At 74.9% G+C, this 20,186-nt stretch carries 23 protein-coding genes; 12 read left to right on the forward strand and 11 right to left on the reverse strand.

Annotated elements, in window-relative coordinates; genetic code table 11:
• Window positions 1-14 precede the first annotated feature (14 nt).
• Window positions 15-557 (reverse strand): RBBP9/YdeN family alpha/beta hydrolase, encoded by a 543-nt coding sequence (locus ACZ3YL_RS14240; protein ID WP_188304544.1) that lies wholly within the window; start codon window positions 555-557, stop codon window positions 15-17.
• A gap of 376 nt (window positions 558-933) precedes the next feature.
• Here ACZ3YL_RS14240 and ACZ3YL_RS14245 point away from each other — a divergent pair, with 376 nt between their 5' ends.
• Entirely contained in the window at window positions 934-1,500 is a 567-nt protein-coding gene (locus tag ACZ3YL_RS14245; protein WP_188304543.1) for a DJ-1/PfpI family protein, read from the forward strand.
• Between the two features lie 61 nt (window positions 1,501-1,561).
• On the opposite strand, the gene ACZ3YL_RS14250 is transcribed toward ACZ3YL_RS14245, so the two are convergent.
• On the reverse strand, window positions 1,562-2,806 hold the full coding sequence (locus ACZ3YL_RS14250; protein WP_465657381.1) for an MFS transporter: 1,245 nt from the start codon (window positions 2,804-2,806) through the stop codon (window positions 1,562-1,564).
• A gap of 171 nt (window positions 2,807-2,977) precedes the next feature.
• Here ACZ3YL_RS14250 and ACZ3YL_RS14255 point away from each other — a divergent pair, with 171 nt between their 5' ends.
• From ACZ3YL_RS14255 to ACZ3YL_RS14265, 3 genes are all read left to right on the forward strand, one after another.
• Window positions 2,978-3,214 carry a DUF2277 domain-containing protein gene (locus ACZ3YL_RS14255; protein ID WP_188304541.1) on the forward strand — a complete coding sequence of 79 codons (237 nt, stop codon included), beginning with the start codon at window positions 2,978-2,980 and terminating at the stop codon, window positions 3,212-3,214.
• A 250-nt stretch (window positions 3,215-3,464) separates the two neighbouring features.
• Entirely contained in the window at window positions 3,465-3,701 is a 237-nt protein-coding gene (locus ACZ3YL_RS14260; RefSeq protein WP_188304540.1) for a DUF6296 family protein, read from the forward strand.
• Between the two features lie 69 nt (window positions 3,702-3,770).
• Complete coding sequence (locus ACZ3YL_RS14265; protein WP_188304539.1) at window positions 3,771-4,055, forward strand: DUF427 domain-containing protein; 285 nt, start codon at window positions 3,771-3,773, stop codon at window positions 4,053-4,055.
• A gap of 119 nt (window positions 4,056-4,174) precedes the next feature.
• Here ACZ3YL_RS14265 and ACZ3YL_RS14270 read toward each other — a convergent pair whose 3' ends face one another.
• The 5 genes from ACZ3YL_RS14270 to ACZ3YL_RS14290 all read right to left on the reverse strand — a co-directional run bounded on the left by ACZ3YL_RS14270 (window position 4,175) and on the right by ACZ3YL_RS14290 (window position 8,238).
• Window positions 4,175-4,516, reverse strand: a complete 342-nt coding sequence (locus ACZ3YL_RS14270; RefSeq protein WP_188306298.1) for a hypothetical protein — start codon at window positions 4,514-4,516, stop codon at window positions 4,175-4,177.
• A gap of 103 nt (window positions 4,517-4,619) precedes the next feature.
• A complete protein-coding gene (locus tag ACZ3YL_RS14275) occupies window positions 4,620-4,784 on the reverse strand; it encodes a hypothetical protein (protein ID WP_188306299.1) in 165 nt (54 codons plus the stop codon).
• A gap of 166 nt (window positions 4,785-4,950) precedes the next feature.
• Window positions 4,951-6,168 carry a cytochrome P450 gene (locus ACZ3YL_RS14280; protein WP_188306300.1) on the reverse strand — a complete coding sequence of 406 codons (1,218 nt, stop codon included), beginning with the start codon at window positions 6,166-6,168 and terminating at the stop codon, window positions 4,951-4,953.
• A 92-nt stretch (window positions 6,169-6,260) separates the two neighbouring features.
• A complete protein-coding gene (locus ACZ3YL_RS14285; RefSeq protein ID WP_188306301.1) occupies window positions 6,261-6,479 on the reverse strand; it encodes a ferredoxin in 219 nt (72 codons plus the stop codon).
• 217 nt (window positions 6,480-6,696) lie between these two features.
• Window positions 6,697-8,238, reverse strand: coding sequence for an ATP-dependent DNA ligase (locus ACZ3YL_RS14290; RefSeq protein ID WP_465657385.1), 1,542 nt, complete (start codon window positions 8,236-8,238; stop codon window positions 6,697-6,699).
• A 247-nt stretch (window positions 8,239-8,485) separates the two neighbouring features.
• Between ACZ3YL_RS14290 and ACZ3YL_RS14295 the strand changes: the two genes are divergently transcribed.
• From ACZ3YL_RS14295 to ACZ3YL_RS14305, 3 genes are all read left to right on the forward strand, one after another.
• Entirely contained in the window at window positions 8,486-8,797 is a 312-nt protein-coding gene (locus ACZ3YL_RS14295; RefSeq protein WP_188306303.1) for a hypothetical protein, read from the forward strand.
• Between the two features lie 150 nt (window positions 8,798-8,947).
• Window positions 8,948-9,742 (forward strand): glycerophosphodiester phosphodiesterase, encoded by a 795-nt coding sequence (locus ACZ3YL_RS14300; protein ID WP_465657386.1) that lies wholly within the window; start codon window positions 8,948-8,950, stop codon window positions 9,740-9,742.
• Between the two features lie 7 nt (window positions 9,743-9,749).
• Entirely contained in the window at window positions 9,750-11,141 is a 1,392-nt protein-coding gene (locus ACZ3YL_RS14305; RefSeq protein ID WP_188306305.1) for an MFS transporter, read from the forward strand.
• Between the two features lie 117 nt (window positions 11,142-11,258).
• On the opposite strand, the gene ACZ3YL_RS14310 is transcribed toward ACZ3YL_RS14305, so the two are convergent.
• On the reverse strand, window positions 11,259-12,041 hold the full coding sequence (locus ACZ3YL_RS14310; RefSeq protein ID WP_188306306.1) for an SMI1/KNR4 family protein: 783 nt from the start codon (window positions 12,039-12,041) through the stop codon (window positions 11,259-11,261).
• 216 nt (window positions 12,042-12,257) lie between these two features.
• Between ACZ3YL_RS14310 and ACZ3YL_RS14315 the strand changes: the two genes are divergently transcribed.
• The 4 genes from ACZ3YL_RS14315 (at window position 12,258) to ACZ3YL_RS14330 (ending at window position 16,611) form a co-directional block, all read left to right on the forward strand.
• Window positions 12,258-12,737 (forward strand): GNAT family N-acetyltransferase, encoded by a 480-nt coding sequence (locus tag ACZ3YL_RS14315; protein ID WP_465657388.1) that lies wholly within the window; start codon window positions 12,258-12,260, stop codon window positions 12,735-12,737.
• A 149-nt stretch (window positions 12,738-12,886) separates the two neighbouring features.
• Entirely contained in the window at window positions 12,887-13,855 is a 969-nt protein-coding gene (locus ACZ3YL_RS14320; protein ID WP_465657389.1) for a CAP domain-containing protein, read from the forward strand.
• Window positions 13,856-14,078: 223 nt separating this feature from the next.
• On the forward strand, window positions 14,079-15,704 hold the full coding sequence (locus ACZ3YL_RS14325) for a sigma-70 family RNA polymerase sigma factor (protein WP_465657391.1): 1,626 nt from the start codon (window positions 14,079-14,081) through the stop codon (window positions 15,702-15,704).
• 199 nt (window positions 15,705-15,903) lie between these two features.
• A complete protein-coding gene (locus tag ACZ3YL_RS14330) occupies window positions 15,904-16,611 on the forward strand; it encodes a hypothetical protein (RefSeq protein WP_465657393.1) in 708 nt (235 codons plus the stop codon).
• Between the two features lie 120 nt (window positions 16,612-16,731).
• Here the strand turns inward: ACZ3YL_RS14330 and ACZ3YL_RS14335 are convergent, their stop codons facing one another.
• From ACZ3YL_RS14335 to ACZ3YL_RS14345, 3 genes are all read right to left on the reverse strand, one after another.
• The gene (locus ACZ3YL_RS14335; RefSeq protein WP_188304943.1) at window positions 16,732-16,968 is read right to left on the reverse strand and encodes a hypothetical protein; all 237 of its coding nucleotides are present in this window, start codon (window positions 16,966-16,968) and stop codon (window positions 16,732-16,734) included.
• Window positions 16,969-17,028: 60 nt separating this feature from the next.
• Complete coding sequence (locus ACZ3YL_RS14340; RefSeq protein ID WP_465657395.1) at window positions 17,029-17,271, reverse strand: hypothetical protein; 243 nt, start codon at window positions 17,269-17,271, stop codon at window positions 17,029-17,031.
• A gap of 120 nt (window positions 17,272-17,391) precedes the next feature.
• Window positions 17,392-18,945, reverse strand: a complete 1,554-nt coding sequence (locus ACZ3YL_RS14345; protein WP_465657397.1) for a M1 family metallopeptidase — start codon at window positions 18,943-18,945, stop codon at window positions 17,392-17,394.
• 350 nt (window positions 18,946-19,295) lie between these two features.
• On the opposite strand from ACZ3YL_RS14345, the gene ACZ3YL_RS14350 reads away from it, so the two are divergent.
• Complete coding sequence (locus ACZ3YL_RS14350; protein ID WP_317621065.1) at window positions 19,296-20,177, forward strand: carbohydrate kinase family protein; 882 nt, start codon at window positions 19,296-19,298, stop codon at window positions 20,175-20,177.
• Window positions 20,178-20,186: the final 9 nt, after the last annotated feature.

A 20,186-nucleotide genomic window follows, 5' to 3' on the forward strand; every position in this document is an offset into this window, starting at 1 on the left:
CCCCGGTCATCCGGTCACAGCTCCGCAAGGAGTTTCCGGCCCTCCGGCCAGTCGCCCAGCCCGGAGTCCGAGTTGAGGTGCCCGTACGCTCCCGGCTCGACGTAGCGGGCGCCCCAGGCCCGGGCGAACTCCCGGGCCCGCCCGGGGCTCACCCACGGGTCGTCGGTGGAGGAGACCACCACGGTCGGGAACGGGAACGGCTCCAGCGCCACCGGCCGGAAGCCCAGCAGCTCCGGCACCTCGGCGGTGTCGATGTCGGGCGGGGCGACCAGCAGCGCGCCCCGCACGGCCGCGGTCCGCTCGGCCGGGGCGCCGGCCACCCACCGGGCCGCCGTGACGCAGCCCAGGCTGTGCGCGACCAGCACCACCGGCCCCGCGGCGGCGGCCACCGCCGCGTCCACCCGGGCCACCCAGTCCCGCTGCTCCGGGTGGTCCCAGTCCGCCTGCTCGACCCGGCGGAAGGCCGTCGGCTCGGCGGCCTCCCATCGGGTCTGCCAGTGCTCGGGGCCCGAGTTCTGGTAGCCGGGGAGGACGAGGTAGGTGGCGTGGTCGGGCATGGGCTCCTCCGGAGGCGGGTTGGACCGGCAGTGCGGCGACTGCGGTGCGGCGGCGGTGCGGCGGCGGTGCGACTGGAGTGTGGCGGCGGTCGGTGGACGGTTGGTGGACGGGACGTGGACGGTCGGTGGGTGGGCAGCACGAGAGTCTAGGCCTCGGTCGCGAGGGCTCCGCAGCCGGGCGCCGTACCCCGCCCCGGTCCCGGCGCGCACGGTTTCCGACCGGCGCGCGAGCCGGATCGTGCGCTGCCGTACGCCCGGTGCGCCCAGTTGCCAACGGCACGGCCGGTACGGGAGGTTGGACCGGGCCGTCGCCCGGCCGCCACCGCCCCGGGCCCGTACCGGAACTGATGATCGATCACATGGAGGGATGTCGGGGATGACAGCGAAGATCCTGCTCGTCACCGGGGACGCCGCCGAGTCACTGGAGGTGTTCTACCCGTACCAGCGGTTGCGCGAGGAGGGCTACCAGGTCGACATCGCCGCCCCGACCAAGAAGCGCCTGCAGTTCGTGGTGCACGACTTCGTGGACGGCTATGACACCTACACGGAGAAGCCCGGCTACACCTGGCCCGCCGACATCGCCCTGGCCGACGTCGACCCGGCCGACTACGTGGCCCTGGTCATCCCCGGCGGCCGGGCCCCCGAGTACCTGCGCAACGACCCGGACGTCCAGCGGATCGCCCGGCACTTCTTCGCGGGCGACAAGCCGGTCGCGCAGATCTGCCACGGCCCGCTGATCACCGCCGCCGCCGGGGTGCTCGACGGCCGCCGCACCTCCGCCTACCCCGCGCTCGCCCCCGACATCAAGGCGGCGGGCGCCGAGTTCGTCGAGGGCGAGGCGGTGGTGGACGGCGTGGTGGTCTCGGCCCGCGCCTGGCCCGACCACCCGGCGTGGCTGCGGGCGTTCATCGAGGTGCTGCGCACCAAGGCCCCGCTGGCCTGACCTCCCGCCCGGCCGCGCTCACCGAGCTGCGCCTCCAGGCGTCCTGACCTGGCGCCTGTCGTCAGACTCCCGCCTGCGGGGCGTTCGACGACAGGCCCTGGAGCGCCGTCGTCAGGCGCGTGTCCGCCCGCTCCGCGGCCGGTTCCACCGGCACCGGGGCGGGCGGGCGCCGGTCGGCCGCCCAGGCCAGCAGGGCGACCACGGCGCCGGAGGCGGCCAGGCCCGCGCCCACCAGGGTCGGCGAGGTCCAGCCGAGCCCGGCGTCCAGCGCCAGCCCGCCGAAGTACGCGCCCTGGGCGTTGGCCAGGTTGAAGGCGCCCTGCACCGTCGCCGAGGCCAGGGTCGGCGCGCTGCGTGCCTTCTGCAGCACCAGGGTCTGCACCGCCGGGACGATCGCGAAGCCGAACAGCCCGATCAGCACCACCGTGACGGCCGCCGACCAGCGGGCGTGCGCGGTCACCGCGAACAGCGCCAGCGTCGCGGAGAGCAGCAGGAAGGACACGCAGACCGTCGGGCGCAGCGCCCGGTCGGCGGTGAACCCGCCGAGCACGTTGCCGATCGTCATCCCGACCCCGAACAGCGCCAGCACCCCGGTCACCGAGCCGGTCGCGTACCCGGAGACCTCGGTGAGCAGCGGCGCGATGTAGCTGTAGCAGGCGAACATGCCGCCGCAGCCGACCACCACGGTGGCCAGCGCCAGCCACAGCTGCCCGCTGCGGAAGGCCCGCAGCTCGTGCCGGAGCCCGGACTGGGCGGGGGAGGGGAGGGCCGGCACCAGCCGGGCGATGGCGAGCGTCCCGGCGGCGGCGATCAGCACCACCACCAGCATGGTCGCCCGCCAGCCCAGGTGCTGGCCGAGCAGGGTGGCGGCCGGGACGCCGACGATGTTGGCGACGGTCAGCCCGGAGAACATCACGGCCACCGCCCGGGCCCGCCGGTCCGGGGCCACCAGTTCGGCGGCGGCCACCGCCCCGGCGCCGAAGAAGGCGCCGTGCGGCAGCCCGGTGATCAGCCGGGCGGCGGCCAGCGTCCAGAAGTCGGGCGCCAGCGCGCACAGCAGGTTGCCGGTCGCGAACAGTGCGGCCAGCGCCACCAGCACCGTCTTGCGGGGCTTCCCGGCGGCGAGCGCGGTGAGCAGCGGCGCGCCGATCACCACCCCCAGCGCGTACGCGGAGATCAGCCAGCCGGCCTGCGGGATGGAGACGTGCAGACTGTCGGCGACCTGGGGGAGCAGCCCCATGGCGGCGAACTCGGTGGTGCCGATGGCGAAAGCGGTGACGGCCAGCGCGAACAGCGCGAGAGGCAAGGGGGTGGCTCCGGGGTGATGCCCGCGCCCGGGAGGGCGCGCTGCGGGGTGATTCGTTCGTCGGGAATCCTAATCGGGCCGGATGACGTCCCCGTGAGGCCCGTGTGACGAATCGGGGTCCCGCGCCGGAAGGGGCTCGCCTCGTCGGCCGCGGCGCGCGAGACTGGGGGCATGTGCCGCAACATCAAGACGCTGCGACCCCCCGTGACGCCCGACGCGGACGAGGAGGACTTCCGCGCCGCCGCGCTGCAGTACGTCCGCAAGGTGTCCGGTTTCCGCGCCCCGGCGGCGCACAACCGCGAGGCCTTCGACCGGGCGGTGGACGCGGTCGCCGAGGCCACCGCCCGCCTGCTCGACGAACTGGAGGTCCGCGGCTCACACGCCCGGGCCGCCGAGGTCACGGCGTAGGGCGTGTCTTGCGGATCACTGCCGGGTCCGCGGCGTTGGGGCACGCACCTCGCCGCGTTGTCGTCGGTCGCCAATGGCCCCCAGCCTGGCGGCCGGGAGGTGCCCCCACCGCAGTGGCTCCGCCCCCAGCCTCCGGCCGGGAGGTGCCCCCACCTCCGCCTTGCGATGCACGCACCCCAACGCCGCGGCCTATCCGACAAGATCCACAAGACACGCCCTAGAACGTGCCGCCGAGAAGCAGGAGCCGGTGATGAACCCCGCCAACCGTTACGCCCTCACCTTCCCCGGCACGCCCGGTACCCAGGCCCCACAGGACGTGGTCGTGGTCACCCGGACCAGTGCCAAGGGCCCGGGCGGGCACCCCGTGTACGAGGACGCCAGCGGGATCGTCCGGGCCGAGATCAGCGACGCGGGCGAGGTCCGGATGCTGGCCAGCGGCGGCCACCAGAGTCCGCACCTGCCGGTGCACGCCCACCCGCTGCCGTGAGCCCGCGGTGAGATCCGGTTTCCCCTCGAAGCACCGGCCGCGGACCGGTCGGTGGGGCACAATCGCTCCATGACCACAGCGAGTTGGCAGGGAACGGTCGTCGCGGAGAGCGCGGACACCGTCGTCGTCGAGGGCAACCACTACTTTCCGGCCGAGTCGGTCCGGGCCGAGTTCCTGCGGCCCTCCGACACCACCACGGTGTGCGGCTGGAAGGGCACGGCCAACTACCACACCCTGGAGGTGGCCGGGCACACCAACCCGGACGCCGCCTGGTACTACGCCGATCCGAAGCCCGAGGCCGAGCAGGTGCGGGGCCGGGTGGCCTTCTGGCGGGGCGTGGAGATCACCGAGTAGGGCGCGGAGAACGCCGAGTAGCCCGCCCGCGCCTGGCCGCTCCCGCCCGCGCCTGGCCGCGCCCGGCCGGTCGCGACCGGCCGGGCGCAGGGGGCCGGGCAATCCGCGGATCGGCGGGTTCAGCCGCCGAGGGCCGGGGGCGGGGCGACGGCCCCGCGCCCCGTCTTGACGCCGTTCACCATCGCCTGGTGGATGGCCCGCGCGGTGCTCTCGTCCGCGGCGGCCACCGGACTGCCGGAGACCGTGTACCAGTCCAGCGCGCCGGTGTACTGGACGGTCAGCCGCGCCTCGCCGTCCACCCACGTGGTGTGCAGGGTGAGGTCGCCGGAGATCGGTCCGACCTCGGCGGTGGTGACCCCGCCGGGGCCGCTGATGATGGACTGGGTGGTCCAGGTCGCCCACGAGGTGCGCGGGTCCGCGGGCGGCCGGGTCTGGCGGTCGGTTTGATCGCGTTCGGTCATGCGCCTATCCTCCCCCGCCGGTGAGCCGCCACCCGGGCAGCGACACCTGCGGTCGCAAGGACCGCCCGGTTCCGCCGGGCGGTCGGATCGGTGTGGCGGGTGGTCAGCTGTTCGCGTCGGGTTCGTCCAGCATGGAGTCGCCCTCCGCCTGGGAGGTGTCCTGGGCGTGCAGGTTCTGCATCGAGGTGATGCCCTCCTCCGGATCCGCGGCGCGGACGTCCTCCTCGCGGTCGGTGCTCACCTCGGAGCGTGCGCTCATGTCGGTCATCGCGGGCTCCCGTCTCCTCGGCCGGTCCCGGCGCGCCCCGGACCGCGGGCGCGGCCGGGCCGGGTCCGTCCTTCGCCCCTCCAGCCTGCCCCCGCCCCGGCGCCGGGGCCAGCCGGGTGACCCGCCGACCGCTCCGCCGACCCTTCCGGAGTGCGGACCGCTCCGCTCACCACGTCACGGGCAGTGACCGCATCCCGTAGATGAACGACTCGGTGCGGAACTCGCGCTCGCCGGTCAGCCGCAGCCCCGGCAGCCGGCGGAAGAGCGTCTCCAGGGCGATCTGGAGCTCGGCGCGGGCCAGCGGCTGGCCCAGGCACTGGTGGACGCCGAAGCCGAAGGCGAGGTGGCGTCGGGCGTCCCGGGTCACGTCCAGCTCGTCCGTCGCCCGGTGGTCGGCGCCGCCGAAGACCGACTCGTCCCGGTTGGCGGTGGAGAGCATCGCGATGACGCCCTCCCCGGCCCGGACCGTCACCCCGCCCAGCTCCACGTCCTCCAGCGCCACCCGGGGCAGGCCGGTGTGCACGATGGTCAGCAGGCGCAGCAGCTCCTCCACCGCGCCGGGCAGCGCGGCCGGGTCGGCCAGCCTGGCGATCTGCTCCGGCTGCTCCAGCAGCAGCGCGGTCGACAGCGAGATCATGTTCGCGGTCGTCTCGTGCCCGGCGATCAGCAGCAGCACGCCCGTGCCGGCCACGTCGTCCGGGGTCAGGTCGTCCCGCGCCGCGAGCCGGCTGAGGATGTCGTCCTCCGGCTGTGCGCGCTTGCGGGCCGCCAGGTTGCGCAGGTAGTCCTGGACCTCCTCCTGGGCCTCCCGGAGCTGCTCCACGGTGCTCTCCCGGCTGAGCATCGTGCGGCTCAGGCTCTGGAAGCGGTCGTGGTCCTCGTACGGCACGCCGAGCAGCAGGCAGATCACCAGCGAGGGCACCGGCAGCGCGAAGTCGGCGACCAGGTCGGCCGTGGTCCGGCCCGCGGTCATCCGGTCCAGTGCCTCGTCCACGATCCGCTGGATCTCCGGGCGCAGCGCCTCCACCCGCTTGACCAGGAATTCCCCGGTGACCATGCGGCGCTGGCGGGCGTGCTCGGGGTCGTCGAGCCGCAGGAAGGGCGGATTGTCGGTGATCAGCTCCTCGCGAGCGCCGGCGACCAGCAGCGGGAAGGCCGGGTGGCGTATGTCGGCGCTGAACCGGCGGTCGGACAGCACGGTGCGGACCTCGGCGAAGCCGGTGACCAGCCAGCACGCGTCGCCGTCGGGCAGCTCGGCCCTGGTCATCGGCGCGGTGGCGGCGGCCTCGGAGTACGCGGGCGGCGGGCCGAACGGGCAGCCGCCGGAGTGCGGGGCCGGCAGTGCGAGGACGGGGGCGGTGGGTTCGGTGGGCGCGGTGGTCACGGCGGGGCTCTCCTCACGTCGCGGGTGTTCTGGTGGGGCTTCGGGGCCCGGGAAGGGGCCCGGCGGCCTGCGGGGCCGGCGGCTGGGGTCCGTCAGGCCCCGGTCTGCGCGGGCTCGTCCCCGGTGACGGTGATCGCCCGGCCCGGGCAGAGCTCGGCGGCGAGTCTGACGTCGTCGAACTGCTCGGGCAGCAAAGAGGTCTGACGGAGCCTCACCAGGCTGTCCCGGTCGTCCTGGTCGAAGACCGCGGGGGCGTTCATCACGCACATGCCGGAGCTGCAGCAACGGTCCCGGTCGACGCTCACCTGCATGTCGGGCACCTTTCGCCAGGGCGCCGCCGGCTGCCCGGCGGCCGCCTCTCGTTGTCACGGTCAACCTAGCCGTCACTGGTCCGTCCACGGAGGGGTACGGTGGCCGGATCGAGAATGGCTGATTCGGGCCCCGTGGGTGAACGCCGTTGCGGCGCACCGCGTTTCAGTCGACGGTACGTCGCCGGACGGGTCGGCGGACACGGCCGCGCGGGCAGCCTCAGAGGCCTTCGGCGGTGGCCAACTCCCGTACGGAGGCCACCGTGTCGGCCTCGGCGGCACTCTTGTCCGGCCGGTAGCGCACCACCCGGGCGAACCGCAGGGCCAGCCCGGCGGGGTAGCGGGGGCTGCGCTGGAGGCCGTCGAAGGCGACCTCGACGACCAGTTCCGGCCGGACCAGCACCGTCCGGGCGTCCCGGTCGACCTCCCGGGCGAGCAGCTCGGCGGTCTGCCAGGCGAGCGTCTCGTCGGTCAGCCCCTTGAAGGTCTTGCCGAGCATCACCCACGGCCCCAGGCCCGGCTCGCCCGCCGCCCGGGCCCCGAGGTGCAGATTGCTCAGGAATCCCTGCCGCCGCCCGCTGCCCCACTCGGCGGCCAGCACCACCAGGTCCAGGGTGTGCCGGGGCTTCACCTTGATCCAGCCCGCCCCGCGCCGCCCGGCCGCGTAGCCGGCCGCCGGGTCCTTCACCAGCACGCCCTCGTGGCCCAGCGCCAGCGCCTCGCGGAAGAACGCCAAGGCCTCCGCCCCGTCCCCGGTCTCGGTACGGGCCACCCGTGACCCCGTCGGCACCGCCTCGTCCAGTGCCGCCCAGCGCTCCCGGCCAGGCCGGTCCACCAGGTCCTCGCCGTCCCGGTGCAGCAGGTCGAAGAAGTAGACGCTGAGCGGCACTTCGGCCCGCAGCCGATCCGTCTCCCGCCGGGACGCGGTGCGCGCCGCGGTCACCTGGAACGGGCGCGGCCGGCCCTGCGGACCGAGCGCGATGGCCTCGCCGTCCAGCACCGCCGAGCGCAACGGCAGCGCCAGCGCCGCCTCCACCACCTCGGGGACGCGCGCGGAGATCTCGTCCAGACCGCGGGTGAACACCGCCACCTCCCCGCCGTCCCGGTGCACCTGCACCCGGATCCCGTCCAGCTTCCACTCCACCGCCGCCGCACCGGTGCGCTCCAACGCCGAGGCCACGTCCGGCGCCGAGGCCGCCAGCATCGGCCGCACCGCCCGCCCCACCTCCAGCCGGAACCCCGCCAGCGCCGCCGCCCCGCCGCCCAGCGCGGCCTCCGCCACCGCCCGCGCCGACCCCCGGAACATCAACGCCCGCCGCACCGCCGCCACCGGCACCCCGGCCGCCTGCGCCACCGCGTCGCCGACCAGTGCGTCCAGGGCCCCCTGCCGCAGGTCCCCGACCAGCACCGCCCGCAGGAACCCCTGCTCCACCTCGGTCGCCCGCCCGAACAGGCCCGCCAGCAACCGCCGCCGCTCCGCCTGCGCACCCGCCCCGTGCACCCCGGCGATCCGCTCCAGCTCCCGCTCCACCTCCCGCACCCCCAACGAGGGCGCGGCCGCCGGCGCCGGCAGGTCCCGCAGGGCCGCCCATCCGACCCCGGTCCGCAACCGCTGCGCCTCACCGGACAGCAGCACCACCGCCGCCGCCCCCTCCTCGGGCCCCAACTCCCGCAGACACCGGGCCAACAACCCGACCTTCGCCCGCCGCCCGGGCTCCGCCGCCACCTCCCGGGACGCCTCCGCCAGCCGCCACAACCCCATCTGCCCACACCTCCACCCACCCAGCATCAACGCCCGCCCCCACCCCCGCACCCCCACGCCCGGCACCGCTGCGGTCCGGTGCCCCGCCTCCCACCGTCCCGCCCGCCCGCCCGCGCGCCTGCCGGCGGGGATCCGGCGCGGTCTTCGGGGATGCCGGCAGCCGGCCGCTGGACACGCCCCCGGGCCCCGGCGGGCCGCTGAAGTAGCCTCTCCCGTCCGGTGGTCGATCCGACGAGGGGGAGGCGCGGTGTCGATCGAGTTCGTGCGCCGGGTGGACGGCCTGGTCTACCGCTACCGCCCGGACGGCGAGTTCAACGGGCGGCCGGCCTTCCGGCGCCTGGACCTCGACGTGTGGTGCCGCTGGCTGCCCGGGCGCGGCTGGTGCACCGTCGGTGCCGGCGGGACGGCCAACGGCTGGCCACTGCACGGTCGTTCGGGCCAGGACGGGTTCCCGCCGCTGGGTCCGTGGCGCAGCTGGAAGGCCGGCCGGTCCTATCTCTACGACCTGCGCCGCACCGACGGGTCGGCGGAGCCGCCCGGGAACCCCGCGACCCGGTGAGTCCGCCCAGCCCCAGCGAGGGGCCGGAACGGAGCGGACGGCCGCCGACGTTACTGCTTGACAGGGTGCGTAATACTGTAACGCGCGCGGTCCGAGGGTCCGTCGGACCGGGCCGCGCCCGCGTTCCTCCCCAGCAGCTCGGAGCACGACATGCACCCCTTCCTCGACCACCCGGGGCCGCTGGCCTTCGCGCACCGGGGCGGTGAGCTCGGTCACCCGGAGAACTCGCTGGCCGCGTTCGAGGCTGCCGTGGCGCTCGGCTACCGGTACCTGGAGACGGACGTGCACGCCACCGCCGACGGCGTGCTGGTGGCCTTCCACGATTCCCGGCTGGACCGGGTGACCGACCGCGCCGGGGCGGTGGCCGAGCTGCCCTGGGCGGAGGTACGGCGGGCCCGGATCGGGGGCAGCGAGCCGGTGCCGCTGCTGGAGGACCTGCTCGGGGCGTTCCCCGGGGCCCGGTTCAACGTGGACGTGAAGGCGGCGCCCGCCGTCGGCCCGCTGGTGGAGACGATCCGCCGGACGAACGCCTGGGACCGGGTCTGCGTGGGCGGCTTCTCGGACAGCCGGCTCGCCGCCGTGCGCGCCGCGGCCGGCCCCCGGCTGGCCACCTCGCTGGGCCCGCGCGAGGTGGCCCGGCTGCGGCTGCGCTCCCTGGCGGGCCCGCTGCTGCCGAAGCGCGGAGCGAGGTTCGCCGGGATCTGCGCCCAGGTGCCGGAGCGGCACCGGGGGATCCCGGTGGTCGACCGGGCCTTCGTACGGGCCGCGCACCGCCTCGGCCTGCAGGTCCACGTCTGGACTGTGGACGATCCCACACGGATCAGGGCTCTCCTGGACCTGGGTGCGGATGGCATCATGGCGGATCGCATCGACGTCCTGCGGGACGTCCTCGGCGAGCGCGGCTGCTGGACGGACGGCAGCACCGGCTCCAGCACGGTGATATAGGAGCCCCATGAGCACCACGGACCACTTGCCGGATGACGTCTCGTCGCCCCCGGCAGCCGCCGGCGACGGCCGGGACCTGCGCCGGATGCAGTTCGGCTGGTACATCAACGACTGGGCCAACGCGGCCTTCTCGGCCACCGTCCTGACGGTCTTCCTCGGGCCGTACCTGACGGAGGTGGCCAAGAACGCCGCCGACGCGTCCGGTGACGTGCACCCGCTGGGCCTGTCGATCCGCGCCGGATCGTTCTTCCCGTACACCGTCTCCTTCTCCGTGCTGATCTCGGTCGCGGTGATGCTGCTGACCGGCACGGTCGCCGACCGCACCGGCCGGCACAAGGAGCTGATGTGCGGCTTCGCGTACGTCGGCGCGCTCGCCACGATGGGGATGTTCTTCCTCCACGGCGACCGCTACCTGCTCGGTGGCGCGCTGCTGGTGGTCGCCAACCTCTCCTACGCGGTGTCCGTGGCGCTCTCCTACGCCTACCTCCCGGGCCTGGCCACCCCCGACGAGCGGGACGCGGTCTCCTCCAAGGGCTGGGCGTACGGCTACGCGGGCGGCGGCCTGCTGCTGATCGCCAACCTGGCGCTGTTCCAGGGCCACGACGCGCTCGGCCTGTCCTCCGGCACCGCCGTGCGGATCTGCCTGGCCTCGGCCGGCCTGTGGTGGGCGCTGTTCACGATCGTCCCGATGCTGCGGCTGCCGTCCCGGGCCGGTGTCGCCCGCGAGCGCGCCGCGGCCGCGCCGGACCAGCCCACGGCCGGCAGCCTGCGCGAACTGGGCCGCACCCTCAAGGGGATGCGCAAGCACCCGCTGACGCTGCTCTACCTGGCGGCCTTCCTCTGCTACAACGACGGCATCCAGACCGTCGTCTCGCAGGCCTCGCTGTACGGCAGCGAGGAGCTCGGCATGGAGCAGTCCTCGCTGGTCACCGCCGTGCTGATGGTCCAGGTGGTGGCGATCGGCGGCGCGCTGCTGCTGGGCCGGGTCGCCCGCCGTTTCGGCGCCAAGAGGACGATCCTGGGCTCGCTGGTCGGCTGGGTGGTCACCCTGGCCCTCGGCTACTTCATGCCCGCCCACCAGCCCGCCTGGTTCTACGTCCTGGCCTGCATGATCGGCCTGGTGCTGGGCGGCAGCCAGGCGCTCTCCCGCTCGCTGTTCTCGCACCTGATCCCGGCGGGCAAGGAAGCCGAGTACTTCAGCCTCTACAAGGTCAGCGACCGCGGCACCAGCTGGATGGGCCCGCTGGTCTTCGGCCTCGCCTACCAGATCACCGGCAGCTACCGCTCGGCGATCATCTCGCTGCTGGTCTTCTTCGTGATCGGCTTCGCCGTGCTGGTGAAGGTCCCGGTGCGCCGCGCGATCGAGGCGGTCGGCAACCCGGTGCCCGAGCGGCTCTGAGCCCGAGCAGCTGGGAGCCCGAGCGGCTGCGAGCCCGCCGCTCCCGGTGCCTGGACGAGGGCACCGGGAGCCGGGCACCAGGAGCAGGCACCGGGAGCCGGAACGCCCGGAACGGGTTCAGCGGCCGGCGATCAGCCGGCCGATCCTCCGAAGGAAGTCCTCCAGCGTCTCGGCGACGAGCTCGAAGTCGCCGTCCACGGACGCCGTGGCCGACCTCCAGACCCGTCCGGTGTGTCCGGTCGCGAACAGGTGGCCCCCGCCGTCACTGCCGAAGACCAGCGGCAGCCGCTCGCCGTCGACGGCGGGCACGCCGTACTCGCGCAGCTGCGCCGCGACCGTCTCCGGAGCGTGGATGAAGTACCCGTTGTCGACGTCCGGCAGGGACGCCCCGGCGAGCGCCTGGTGGAGCGTGGCCAGGTCGGCGGGGAGCGGCAGCAGCTCCGCGAGGGCGTCCGCCGCCCGGCGGCTGTGGGGCGTCGCGGGGGCCAGCGCGTTCTCGCCGGGCGGGAAGCCGTACCGCTCGGCGAAGGAGCGGGTGAACCCGGCGAGGGCCGTCTCGGTCTCCTCGCACCAGGTCCGGAGCCACTCCGGGTCGAGCTGCGGACCGGGCAGCGGCGTGGGCTTGGTGATGTCGATGGTGATGGACCGGCGCCGCCGGCCGCCCCGGGTGCGGTCCGCGCGGGGTGGCGCCCCGTCCTGCTGCGCCTCCTCCCGCTCCGTCTCCTGCTGCTCCGCTTCCTCCTCGGCCCGGAGGGCCGCCATCTCCCGGGCGCCCATCGCGCGCAGCCGCGCCTTGCCCTCCTCGTCGGCCTCCTCGTTGCCCGGGTAGAGGACGATGTACCGGCCCCCGTTCTCGTCCTCCCAGGTGTAGCTCTGGTACTGCGTCGTCGGCTCGTCCACCGCAGGGAACCTCCGCTCCGTGCCATCGGGGTGACCCACCGTAGGCGATGGGCCCCGGCGGGGGAAAGCGCTTCACCCTCCCGGGTGGGCCGGGGCCGAGGAGCCACCGCCGGAGTGGAGTGTGGGGCGGGTGGTTGTTGGCCGCGGTGTCGTTCGGCGGGCGGCCGACGGGGCGTCATGCTGGGCGGGCCCGTCCGACCGAGCGAGGAGACCGAGTTGAGCAGCGCCACCGCGAACCGTTGGAGCATCGATGTGCCGGAGGCCGGGGACTACCCGCGCTGGCGCGAACTGTTCCGCGGCTACTGCGAGTTCTACCGGGTGCCGATGCCGGAGGAGAAGGCCGAGCTGGTGTGGTCCTGGCTGAACGACCCGGCGCACGAGCTGGAGGCGCTGCTGGCCCGGGACGCCGACGGGACGCCGGTCGGGTTCGCGCACTTCCGGCCGTTCTCCCGGCCGCTGCACGGCGCGGTCGGCGGGTTCCTGGACGACCTGTTCGTGGCGCCCGAGGTGCGCGGCAGCGGGGCGGTGGACCAGCTGCTGGCCCGGCTGCGGGAGATCGCCGCCGAGCGCGGGTGGAGCACGGTGCGCTGGATCACGGCGGACGACAACCACCGGGCGCGCGGCAAGTACGACCAGGTCGCCACCCGGACGATGTTCGTCACGTACGACATGGCCCCGGAGAGCACAGCTCACTGAGCCCGCCCGGGCAGGACTCGGACGGGCGATCGGGTCGCGTGACCAAGTCGCCGGACATTCGTTCGGACTTTCTGTTATCGACGCTTCGCCAGGGGGTCTCCCAGGTGTCGGCACCCGACCAGCCGACCTGGACAGAAAGCAGTGGCGACGTGAACAGCGACGACAGGACGACCGTCATCCCGGTGAGCGACAGCGGGAGCAGTGGTCACGGCCGCCCGGGTGGCCGGGCCGCGCGGCGGGCGGCCGACCGGCATGCCGGCCGTGGCCGTCGGGGGCGCCGCCGCGGCGCCTTCGTGCCGGTGACCGCGGTCGTCGCCGCCGTGGCCGGGACGGGGCTGATCGCCGCGCTGGCCGGGGCCGGGTACGCGGCGTACGGCGGCAAGCAGGCCGACCGCGACCTGGCCGGGCAGTCGACCGCGGCCGACCAGCTGATCGCCGCCGAACTCGGCACCCACGACGGCATCCAGGTGCCGGGCGCCGGGGGAGCGGGCCCCGTGGGCGCGGTGCCCGGCTCGGGCAGCCCGACGGCGACGGACCCGGCGGCCACCCCGAGCGCGACCGCCACCGCGACCGCCACCGCCTCCCCGACGGCCCAGCCCACCGCGACGGCGACCGTGACGGTCCGGCCCACCGCCACCGCGAAGCCGAGCCCGACGGCCGCCCGCTCGACTGCCACCGGCGCCGCGGTCGCCGCCCAGCGGGCCGCCGCGGCACCGGCGGGCGGCGGACCGAACGCCTCGTACGCCCAGCAGGTCGTGGACCTGGTCAACGCCGAGCGCGCCAAGGCCGGTTGCGGCCCGGTCAGCGCCGAGCCCCGGCTGGCCAGTGCGGCCCAGTCGCACAGCGACGACATGGCCGACCGCAACTACTTCGACCACGCCAGCCCGGAGGGCTACCACGCCGACCACCGGATCGAGGCGGTCGGCTACAGCTGGAGCACCTGGGGCGAGAACATCGCCCGGGGGCAGAAGGACCCGGCGGCGGTGATGGAGTCCTGGATGAACAGCCCGGGCCACCGCGCCAACATCCTGAACTGCGCGTTCAAGCAGCTCGGGGTGGGCGTGCGGACGGGTGCCGACGGTCCGTGGTGGACCCAGGTGTTCGCCGCCCCGGCCTGATCGGGCCCGCCCCCGCCTCGCCTCCTCGCCCACGCCTTCGCGCCCCCACCTCCTCGCCCACGCCTTCTCGCCCATGCCTTCGCGCCCCGCCTGTGGCCGGTACCCCCGGCCACAGGCCAGTCCGATTTTCCGATTCCGCGCACATTGTTGTTATCTGATCACTCCCCACGGGTCTCCGAGGAGGCAGCGGCGGACGGAAACACGGCAAGACGGAGTGCGGACCATGAACGCTGATGTGCAGAACAGGACCGGGGCGACCCTGGTGCTCGCGGCGCAGGCAGGTGACCGGCAGGCCCAGGAGGCCTTGGTCGCCGCCTGGCTGCCGCTCGTCTACAACGTGGCCGGCCGCGCCCTGCGCGGCCACGCCGACGTGGACGACGTCGCCCAGGAGACCATGATCCGCGCCCTCGACGGCCTGGACGGGCTCCGTGACCCGGAGTCCTTCCGGTCCTGGCTGGTCGCCATCACCATGAACCAGGTCCGCCGCCGTCACGCCGCCGGGCAGCAGCAGCCCACCGTCGGGGGCCTGGACGAGAGCTGGGAGGTCCCCGACCCCCGGGCCGACTTCACCGACCTCACCATCCTGCGCCTGGGCCTGTCCGGCCAGCGGCGCGAGGTGGCCGAAGCCACCCGCTGGCTGGATCCGGACGACCGCGAGCTGCTCGCCCTGTGGTGGCTGGAGGCCGGCGGCGAACTCACCCGCGCCGAACTCGCCGAGGCCCTCGACCTGACCGCGCAGCACACCGCCGTCCGGGTCCAGCGGATGAAGAAGCAGCTGGAGGCGGGCCGGGTCGTCGTCCGTGCCCTCGGCGCCTACCCGCGCTGCCCCGAACTCGCCGAGGTCACCGCCGGGTTCGACGGCACCCCGAACTCGGTCTGGCGCAAGCGGATCGCCCGGCACATCCGCGGCTGCGTCAACTGCGACGGCCTCGGCCGGGACCTCTTCCCCGCCGAGGGGCTCCTGGCCGGCCTCGCCATGGTCCCGATCCCGTCGGCCTCGCCCGCGCTGCTGCACTTCCAGCACACGGCGGCCGCCACCGCCGCCACGCACTCGGCCGCCGCCGGCAGCGGCGCGGGCGTGGCCGGCACGGGCGCGGCGGGCACGGGTTCCGGCGCAGGTGCCGGCTCGGGCTCGGGCTCGGGCTCGGGTGCGGCCACCGGCGGTGGTGCGCACGGCGGTTGGGCCGGCACCGCCGCCCGTAAGGCCGTCCTGGCGGGCGGCGCGGCCGCGGCGGTGGCCGTCACCACACTGGCCCTGGTCTGGACGCACCCCAGCGAGCCGCCGAGCGCGACGGCCCCCGAGCCCACCGCCCCGGCCGCCGCACTGGACACCCCGGCGGCCCTCCTCGGGACCCCGTCGGCCATCGCCACACCCACCCCGACGCCGACCCCCACCGACACCCCGACCGCGACGCCGACGCCCTCGCCGACCGTGGCCCGGCCGACCCCCGCCGCCCCGCAGCCGAACCCGGAACGGCAGCTGGTGGACCTGGTCAACGCCGAACGCGCCAAGGTGGGTTGCGCCCCATTGCGGATCGACCCCCGGCTGCACGGCTCGGCCCAGAAGCACGCCGACGACATGGCCGCCCGCGGCTTCTTCGACCACGTCAACCCCGACGGCGTCCGCGCCGACGCCCGGATCACCGCGGCCGGCTACCGCTGGTCCCAGTGGGGCGAGAACCTCGACCGGGGCCCGACCACGGCGGCGAGCGTCCTCGCCCACTGGATGGACGGCGGCATCCACCAGTCCAACATGCTCGACTGCGGCTTCAAGGACATCGGCGTCGGCGTCGCTTCCAGTCCGGCGGGCACCCTGTGGACCCAGGACCTCGGCGCCCCACTGTCCTGACCGGTCCCACCGCGCCGACCGCCGGGGCTGACGGGCCCCGGCGGCGTCGGGCGGGTGTTTCCGGCCAACTTTTGATGTGGTCATGCTAGCCACATTGGATCGTTCCAATTCTTGCTAGGGTCACACCGGCTCCAACGCCCGGTGCCCGCACGGCCGTTCGTGCGGGGCCGGACAGACCTGTCGATTGGACTGGTGTGAAGTGAACAGACTGCGTCACCGACTGCTGGACCGTTCGTCGTTCGCCGCCCTCCGGGGCCGACTCGCCGCCGCGGTGGGAGTGGTGGCCCTGCTGGCCGCCGTCCTCACCGGAACCGCCGCCGGAACCGCCGCCGGAACCGCCGCCGCCGCGCCCGGCTGGATCTGCCGGGGCGCACCCGTGACCCCGGGCTACGTCCTGACCAACCACACCAACAACGGCTGCAACGGCGCCGGCATGTGGTACCAGCAGCCCGCGCGCGACGGCATCTGGACCTGCGCCACCTCGCCGATCCCGGCCGGGTACGTGCTCTCCGGCCACACCCCCACCGGCTGCGACGGCTACGACTCCTGGTACATGCGGCTGCCCGTGGACGGCCTGTGGACCTGCGGCACCTCGCCCATCCCGCCCGGGTACGTGCTCACCCAGCACCTCGGCAACGGTGCGGGCTGCGCCAACATCGACGCCTGGTTCATGCAGCTCGCCAGGGACGGCATCTGGACCTGCGCGGGCTCGCCGATCCCGCCCGGCTACGTCAACACCGGCCACCAGGTGCCCGGCTGCGGTGGTATCGGCTCCTGGTTCCAGGTGGTGGCCCGACCCGGACTGGTGGTCTGCCCGTACCAGCCCGTTCCGGCCGGCTTCCACCTCGGTGCCTACAACAACACCGGCTGCAGTGGCCTCGGCGGCTGGTTCCTCGTCCGCGGCTGACCAGCCCGGGCCCGGGCGGGGGAGCCGAACGACGGCCGCACCCATCCCCTTCCCGGGCCCGCTCCGAACGCGAGGTGCTGGAAAGCGCGCTCTGGCAAGCGCGTCCTGGCAAGCGCGGGGCTACGCGGGCGTGACCGGCACCAGGCCGTCCGCCGAGCCGGTCACGTACCCGGTGGCCTGCCCGACCACGCCGCCCGCGTCCCCGACCTGCCCGGGCACCGCGCCCGGCGCGCCGGTCAGCGGACCGGGTAGCCCCTCCTGACCGCCGATCGCACTGGCGTGGGCACTGGGAGCGGCCAGGGAGGCCACCACGCCGACGGCGAGCGAGGCGACGGCGAGCATGCTGCGCTTCTTCATGGCCGGTCCAACGACCGTGCGCCGGAAGGGTTACGGGCGCCACCGCGACGACGTACCGGCTCAGCGGCCCGCCGTGCGGAACGAGTCCAGCACCTGCCGGACCTGCCACAGCGTCCGCTCCGAGGGCTCCCGCGCGCAGGCCGTCAGCTCGACCGTCGCGGCGCTCCTGGGATCGACGTACCGGCGGCCGACGAGCTCCGCGCGGATGTTCTCGCAGGCCGTGCACTGCGGCGGGAGAAGCTGGACGGCCCGCGGGCCGGCCGGGGCTAGGCCGGGCGGCACGCGGGCCGTGAGCACCACCATGGCCCGCCCGACCCCGGGCGGCCAGGGGCGCACGGGGGCGCCCGGACGCGCAATGCGGCGCGATCCGGCGGGCGAATGGCGGCAGAGCGTCCGAAAGCCGATCAGAGCCCGCGAAGCGCGTCAGATCGTCCCCGAGCCCTCCCGCACTCCGGGCGCTCCGGGTACGCCGGAACCGGCGGTCCGGGCGCCGGCGGCCGGTGCGGCGGGCGGCGTGGCGGTCGCCGGTGTCACCGTCCAGTCCGGGTGCCCCGGCATCGGCGGGGTGCGCTGCCCGTACAGCCAGTCGTCCAGGAAGCCGCTCAGGTCCCGGCCCGACACCTCGGAGGCGGTGCGCACGTAGTCCCGGGTGCCGGCGTTGCCGTACCGGTGCTCGCGCAGGAAGGTGCGCTCGATCCGGTCGAAGGTCTCCTGGCCGACCTCCTCCCGCAGGGCGTACAGCACCAGGGCGCCGCCGGTGTAGCGCTGGTCGTCGAAGAGGGTGGCGGCGGTGGGGGCGGCGACCGGGCCGGAGTCGTGCCGCCACTGGTCGCCGAGGCCGTAGAGCCGGCGCATCCGGGCGACCAGGGTGGTGTCGCCCCAGGCGTCGGGCCAGCCGCGCTCGTAGCGGTAGGTGAGGCCGTAGAAGTCGGCGTGGCCCTCGTTGAGCCACAGGTCGGCCCAGGTGGCGGGGGTGACGCTGTCGCCGAACCAGGAGTGCACCAGCTCGTGCATCATGTGCGAGCCGATGGCCGGCTCGGGCCGGCGCAGGAAGTCCGGCTTGTAGAGGGTGAGGGTCTGGGTCTCCAGCCCGGTGAAGCCGAAGGCCGCCGGATCGTCGGTGTCGGCCGGCAGGATGCCGTAGGACTCGAACGGGAAAGGCCCCAAGTGCTTTTCGGCCCAGGCCAGTTGGTCGGCGGTGAGGTCGAGGGCCGGGGTCAGGTCGGCGAGCCGCGCGGTCGGGACGACGTCGCGCAGCGGCAGCCCGTGCGGGCCGGGGCGCTCGCGGACGGTGTAGTCGCCGACGGACACCTGGACGAGTTCGGTGGCCATCGGCTCGCGGGAGACGTACCGCCGGGTGGTGCGGCCGTCGCCGAGCGGCTCGGTCCGGGTCAGCTCCCCGTTGGCGACGCCCCGCAGCGCGTCCGGCGCGGTGACCGCGATGGTGAAGCGGGCCTTGTCACCGGGGTGGTCGTCGCAGGGGAAGACGGTGTGCGCACTGGCGGGCTGGCCGGCCACCGCGAAGCCGTCCGGGGTCGGCACCCAGCCGGTGTGCGGCAGGGCGGCGCGCGGGTCGGCGGAGTACTCGACGGTCAGCTGGGCGGTGGCGCCGCGGCGCAGCGGGTGCGCCGGGGTGACGGTCAGCTTCTCGTCGTGGGTGGCGAACCGGGCCGGACGCCCGTCGACCCGGACGGCGCGCAGGTTCAGCCCGAGCGCGTCCAGCGACAGGTGGGCGAGGGTCCGGTCGAGCCGGGTGGTGATCACCGCGGTGGCGTCCACGGTCCGGGTGTCGGCCCGGTAGTCGAAGGACAGGTCGTAGGCCAGGGCGTGGTACCCGGTGTTGCCGAGCGAGGGGAAGACCGGATCCCCCAGCCCGTCCACGGCGGTGGCCGGCGGGGCACTGGCGGACAGCAGCGCCGCGCTGAGCAGGAGCGCCGGGGCGAGGGCGGTACGGGGCCTGAGCAGGGTGATCACCACTTCGGGAGCCGGAAACCGGGAGCCGGGCAGGACGACGGGCGGTGCGTGCGCGAGGCACCGGGCACGGATGCTAGTGGACCGTCAGCTCCGGCAGCCGGGAAAGAACCCGAACCGGGGACGACCCGGGGGCGACACGGCGACGTCCCCCGGACGGCCCACGGTGCTGGCGGCGCCCCCGGGACGGGCCTAGTGTTCGTAGTGCTTCGTCCCCTGACGGACGAGGTCACGGCCGTCGGAGAACCTGGCCAGGTCCGGCGGCCGTACTCATGTGTCCTGACGGCTCCCGGGCGCACCCCGTAGGCTGGGGTCCGCCTTCGAACTCCCGCCCGCAGGATGCCAGGAGCCGCCGAGTGACCAGCCCCGCTTCGCACCTCCTGGTGATCGGCGAGTGCGTCGCGGACATCGTCCGCACGGACGGCGCCCCCGATCAGGTCCACCCCGGCGGCAGCCCGGCCAACCTGGCGTACGGGCTGGCCCGGCTGGGCCACCCGGCGGTGCTGCTCACCGAGCTGGGGCCGGACGCCAACGGGCGGCTGATCCGGGCGCACCTGGAGTCGGCCGGCGTGGTGGTCCGGGCCGCGGAGGTGGCGCGGACGCCCTCGGCGGTGGTGCGGCTGGACGGGCAGGGGCGGGCCGAGTACACCTTCGACATCGGCTGGACGCTGCCGCCGACCGAACTCCCCGCCGCCCCCGCCGCGATCCACCTCGGCTCGATCGCCGCGGTCACCGAACCGGGTGCCGCCGCGGTGCTCGCCCTGGTGGAGCGCTGGCGCGACCGGGCCCAGGTCAGCTACGACCCGAACGTGCGCCCCGCGCTGATGGGCGAACGGGCGGCCGCCGTCCGCCGGGTGGAGCGCTGCGTGGCGCTGAGTGATCTGGTCAAGGCGAGCGACGAGGACCTCGACTGGCTCTACCCGGGCGAGCCCGCCGAGGCGGTCGCCGAGCGCTGGCTGGCCCTCGGTCCCGCGGTGGTCGCCGTCACCCTCGGTGCGGAGGGCGCCTTCGCGCTCACCGCCGAGGGGCGCCGCGAGCGGGCGGCGGCCGTCCCGGTGGCGGTCGCGGACACCGTCGGTGCCGGCGACTCCTTCATGGCCGCCTTCCTGCACGCCCGTACCTCCGGGGCCGACCTCGCCGACTGCCTGGTCCGGGCCGTCACCGCCGCCGCCCTCACCGTCTCCCGGCCCGGCGCCAACCCGCCCTCGGCCGCCGACCTGGCCGCGGCCCTGGGGTAGTACGGGACC

Source organism: Kitasatospora sp. NPDC023176 (genome assembly GCF_055560495.1).

What these genes read in the sequence shown, in the direction of transcription:
- ACZ3YL_RS14240 (WP_188304544.1), bottom strand. Translation starts at nt 557, where the DNA reads ATGCCCGACCACGCCACCTACCTCGTCCTCCCCGGCTACCAGAACTCG.
- ACZ3YL_RS14245 (WP_188304543.1), top strand. Translation starts at nt 934, where the DNA reads ATGACAGCGAAGATCCTGCTCGTCACCGGGGACGCCGCCGAGTCACTG.
- ACZ3YL_RS14255 (WP_188304541.1), top strand. Translation starts at nt 2,978, where the DNA reads ATGTGCCGCAACATCAAGACGCTGCGACCCCCCGTGACGCCCGACGCG.
- ACZ3YL_RS14260 (WP_188304540.1), top strand. Translation starts at nt 3,465, where the DNA reads ATGAACCCCGCCAACCGTTACGCCCTCACCTTCCCCGGCACGCCCGGT.
- ACZ3YL_RS14265 (WP_188304539.1), top strand. Translation starts at nt 3,771, where the DNA reads ATGACCACAGCGAGTTGGCAGGGAACGGTCGTCGCGGAGAGCGCGGAC.
- ACZ3YL_RS14270 (WP_188306298.1), bottom strand. Translation starts at nt 4,516, where the DNA reads ATGACCGAACGCGATCAAACCGACCGCCAGACCCGGCCGCCCGCGGAC.
- ACZ3YL_RS14275 (WP_188306299.1), bottom strand. Translation starts at nt 4,784, where the DNA reads ATGACCGACATGAGCGCACGCTCCGAGGTGAGCACCGACCGCGAGGAG.
- ACZ3YL_RS14285 (WP_188306301.1), bottom strand. Translation starts at nt 6,479, where the DNA reads ATGCAGGTGAGCGTCGACCGGGACCGTTGCTGCAGCTCCGGCATGTGC.
- ACZ3YL_RS14290 (WP_465657385.1), bottom strand. Translation starts at nt 8,238, where the DNA reads ATGGGGTTGTGGCGGCTGGCGGAGGCGTCCCGGGAGGTGGCGGCGGAG.
- ACZ3YL_RS14300 (WP_465657386.1), top strand. Translation starts at nt 8,948, where the DNA reads ATGCACCCCTTCCTCGACCACCCGGGGCCGCTGGCCTTCGCGCACCGG.
- ACZ3YL_RS14305 (WP_188306305.1), top strand. Translation starts at nt 9,750, where the DNA reads ATGAGCACCACGGACCACTTGCCGGATGACGTCTCGTCGCCCCCGGCA.
- ACZ3YL_RS14325 (WP_465657391.1), top strand. Translation starts at nt 14,079, where the DNA reads ATGAACGCTGATGTGCAGAACAGGACCGGGGCGACCCTGGTGCTCGCG.
- ACZ3YL_RS14335 (WP_188304943.1), bottom strand. Translation starts at nt 16,968, where the DNA reads ATGAAGAAGCGCAGCATGCTCGCCGTCGCCTCGCTCGCCGTCGGCGTG.
- ACZ3YL_RS14340 (WP_465657395.1), bottom strand. Translation starts at nt 17,271, where the DNA reads ATGGTGGTGCTCACGGCCCGCGTGCCGCCCGGCCTAGCCCCGGCCGGC.